This is a genomic window from Streptomyces sp. NH27 (assembly GCF_056859195.1).
Genome location: NZ_JACEGK010000702.1, coordinates 1 through 3,249, shown reverse-complemented (window position 1 = coordinate 3,249; position 3,249 = coordinate 1). Strand labels below are relative to the sequence as shown.

Annotated in this window: 5 protein-coding genes; 3 read left to right on the top strand and 2 right to left on the bottom strand. The window is 74.7% G+C overall.

What is annotated here, in order from left to right:
• Both AC13HU_RS34670 and AC13HU_RS34665 read left to right on the top strand, forming a co-directional pair.
• Positions 1-313, top strand: a 313-nt coding sequence (locus AC13HU_RS34670; RefSeq protein ID WP_483045970.1) for an enoyl-CoA hydratase-related protein, incomplete at its 5' end; no start/stop codon positions are given.
• Positions 301-1,086, top strand: a complete 786-nt coding sequence (locus AC13HU_RS34665; protein WP_483045969.1) for a TetR/AcrR family transcriptional regulator — start codon at positions 301-303, stop codon at positions 1,084-1,086. The genes AC13HU_RS34670 and AC13HU_RS34665, both read left to right, overlap by 13 nt.
• 189 nt (positions 1,087-1,275) lie before the next feature.
• On the opposite strand, the gene AC13HU_RS34660 is transcribed toward AC13HU_RS34665, so the two are convergent.
• Together AC13HU_RS34660 and AC13HU_RS34655 are read right to left on the bottom strand one after the other, a co-directional pair.
• Positions 1,276-1,875 (bottom strand): DUF1349 domain-containing protein, encoded by a 600-nt coding sequence (locus tag AC13HU_RS34660; protein ID WP_483045968.1) that lies wholly within the window; start codon positions 1,873-1,875, stop codon positions 1,276-1,278.
• The gene (locus AC13HU_RS34655; protein ID WP_483045967.1) at positions 1,847-2,782 is read right to left on the bottom strand and encodes a GNAT family N-acetyltransferase; all 936 of its coding nucleotides are present in this window, start codon (positions 2,780-2,782) and stop codon (positions 1,847-1,849) included. Before AC13HU_RS34655 ends, AC13HU_RS34660 begins: the two co-directional genes overlap by 29 nt.
• Before the next feature lie 142 nt (positions 2,783-2,924).
• On the opposite strand from AC13HU_RS34655, the gene AC13HU_RS34650 reads away from it, so the two are divergent.
• Positions 2,925-3,212, top strand: coding sequence for a DUF6343 family protein (locus AC13HU_RS34650; RefSeq protein WP_483045966.1), 288 nt, complete (start codon positions 2,925-2,927; stop codon positions 3,210-3,212).
• Positions 3,213-3,249: the final 37 nt, after the last annotated feature.

The window sequence follows — 3,249 nt, the reverse complement described above, 5'->3', positions numbered from 1 at the left end:
GGCCGCGGGCGACCAGCGCGCCATGGCGCGCTACTTCCTCACCGGCGAGCGCTTCGGCACGGCGGAGGCGATCAGGATCGGGCTGGTCACCGCGTGGGCGGACGATCTCGACGGCATCCTCTCCGGCCTGCGCGCCGCCGCACCGCAGGGCCTGGCCGCGACCAAGGAACTGACCGCGGCGGCACTGCTGAACCGGCTTGGCGCCGACGCCCCGACGATGGCCCAACGCAGCCACCGGCTCTTCGAGTCCGCGGACGCCGCCGAGGGCATGCGGGCGTTCCTCGAACGACGGGACCCGCCATGGGCGTTGTGACCGGCCGCGCGACCGCCGACCGCGAACCGCCGTATCCGGACGGGTCCTCACCGGACGGGTCCGATCCGGGCAGGTCCTCTCCGGGCGGGCCCCCTTCGGACGCCGACGCCGCCATCGGCCCCGACATCAGCCCCACCACCGGCAGCACTTCACACACCACCTCCGACCGCGAGCCCAAGCAGGACCGGGCCCGCGCCACCCGGCAGCGCATCCTGTCCGCCGCCGTCGCCTGCCTCGCCGAACACGGCTGGTCCGGCAGCACCGTTGCCGTGGTGTGCGCGCGGGCCGGGGTGACCCGGGGCGCCGCACAACACCACTTCCGCACCCGCGAGGAGTTGTTCACCGCGGCCATCGCGCACATGGCCGAGGAGTGGCAGGCCGCCGTACGCGAACGGGCCCGCGCGCTGCCCGGCCGCGGCCAGGACCGTACCTACGCGGTCGTGGACATGCTCGTCGCCGTACACACCGGCCCGCTCTTCCGCGCGGCGCTGCACCTGTGGGTGGCGGCCACCGACGAGCCGGCGCTACGCACCCGGGTGGCCGCACTGGAGGCCCGGATCGGCCGGGAGGCGCACCGGCTCGCGGTGGAGTTCCTGGCCGCGGACGAGTCGGTCCCCGGGGTGCGGGAGACCGTGCAGGCCACCTTGGACATGGCCCGCGGCCTGGGCCTGGCCAACCTGCTCAGTGACGACTCGGCGCGCCGGGCCGGGATCGTCCGGCAGTGGTCGCGGACGCTGGACGCGGTGCTGCGGCCCCCGACCGCGACCACGTGATCGCGGTCGGGCGGCCGCGATCGGGCGGCCGCGGTCACGTGGCCCGGCGAACCGGGCCCGCGACGTGAGCCCTTGACCCGGTGACGTAGGCCGGTTGCGTGCGCCGGTTGCGTAGGTCGGTTGCTCAAGCCGGTGATGCCGTCCCGGCGCCGCGACCCACCGGCCGGTCGCGGTCCCGGCACCCGCGCGTCAGTGCAGGGACGTGTCCGCGGGCCCGGTGGCCAGGCGGGTGAAACGCACGGTCATCCCGGACCGTTCCGGCGCGCAACACAGCAGCCCCGCCTGCGCCTTGGCGTCCGGGTCGAGCCACGCCACCCGGATCGTCCGCCACGGCTCCTGCTCGCAGCGGGCCCGCACCGTCACCGCGTCGCCCGACCTGCTGACCCGGATCGTCACCTCGCGGCCCGCCCACTCCGGGACCGGGGCGAGCGACCAGTCGGAGGTGCCGTGGGTGACGACCGCGCCGAGTTGCGGCAGGCCGTCGGAGATCTCGACGCCCGCCTTGATCCAGGTCGAGGCGTCGACCCTGACCAGGGCGCCCGCCTGGTCGTACAACTCGGTGAAGTCGGCGCGGAAGCCGACCTCGACGGCGGTGCCGGGCGGGAAGTCGGTGAGCAGGGCGTGGCCGTTGTCGTGCACGAAGCCGTAACTCGTGGTGCGCCAGAAGTCGCTGCCCGAGCTGGCGGTGACCAGCAGGTCGGTGCCGTCGACCGCCACGTCCGCGGGCGGGTTGAGCCATTCTCCTTGCGACCAGGACAGGTCACTCGGGACGGGGAGGGATGAGGTCACGTATGTACCGCCGTTCGGAGCCGCAGAGTTGGTAGCCGAGCCATATGTTGATCGCGAGCATAGGCGCGTTGCCGTCGTCGTTGGCAGTGGTGGCCTCGCGGTAGCCCTTCGCGCGGGCCAGGTACAGGGACTGGGCCTTGGCTGCCTTGGCCAGGCCGCGGCCGCGGAAGGGGCGGCGGATTCCGGTGCCGCCGGACGCGTAGTGCCGCACACCGTCGGTCTGCGCGATGACCAGCCCGGCGACCTCGCCGTCCACCACCGCGACCGTGCTCAGGTCGGCGTCGAAGTCGGGCCGGTCCCAGTTCAGGGCGCGCCAGTCGGCATAACTGAGGTGGTCGGCGGCGACGTCGCCCGGCTCGTCGCCGAAGCATTCCACGTCCGTGCGCCACAGCGGCCGCGGGTCGCGCTCCCACGCGACGGCCGGCAGCAGCAGTACGCCGCGCGGCAGCCGCGGGCGGGCCGGCAGCGGGCCGCCGGGGGCCAGGTCCAGCCGCAGGAACCGCGCCTCGCGGCCGGGGCGGTAGCCATGGGCTGTGGCGAAGCTCTCGCAGGCCGGTTCGGGATGCGCCCACGCGTAGCACGCGGTCGCGCCGATCGCGTCCAGATACGTCTCGGCGGCGGCCAGCAGCGCCCGGCCGGTGCCGCGGCCGCGGACGGCGGCCGCGACGTTGATGTTCACGAATGCCGCGCCCGCGTCCCGGGCATCGGCGAACAGCCCGGCCCTGGCGCATCCGACGATCCGCCCGCCCTCCACCGCGACCAGCACCCGGCAGCGCTGCCTGGCCGGCATGGCCACCGCCTGCGCGTGCACGCTCCTGGGCGTCGTCACCTGATACGGCTCCTCGGCGCGTAACAGCGCGCAGAGAGCGTCGGCGTCCGCGGGCTCGTAGTCCCTGATCGCCACCATGCTGCCGCACCCTACGCGGCCGATACGGCCCGCCGCCCTGGTTTTCCGTACACCCGTCCGGTCCGTACCCCCCGGACCGGGCCCGCTGGGTGGACCCTGGAAGGAGAAGGGGGGCGGCACGCGCTTTCAGGAGGCGAGCCCCGTGCCCAGAAGCGGATACGAACCGATGCAGGCTCGCAGCGCGCTACGGCTGCGCCTCACGTTCGCGCTGCTCGGTGTGGTGTGGGGCGCGGGCGCCGCGGTGCTCTTCGCACTGGCGAGCCTGCCCGGCTGGGCGGGGCTGTGCGCCTTCGTCGCGCTGGTCGCGGTGGTCGACGTCTTCGTCGTCCGCTACCGGATGCGTCAGGGCGCCCGCTACCAGCCCGGCCGCGACGAGCCGCCCAATCCGCCGACCGAGACCCGACATTCCAACGGCGCCGCGCGGCGCTGAGCGGGGCGGTGGCGGGCCGAGCTGGGCGGTGGCGGGC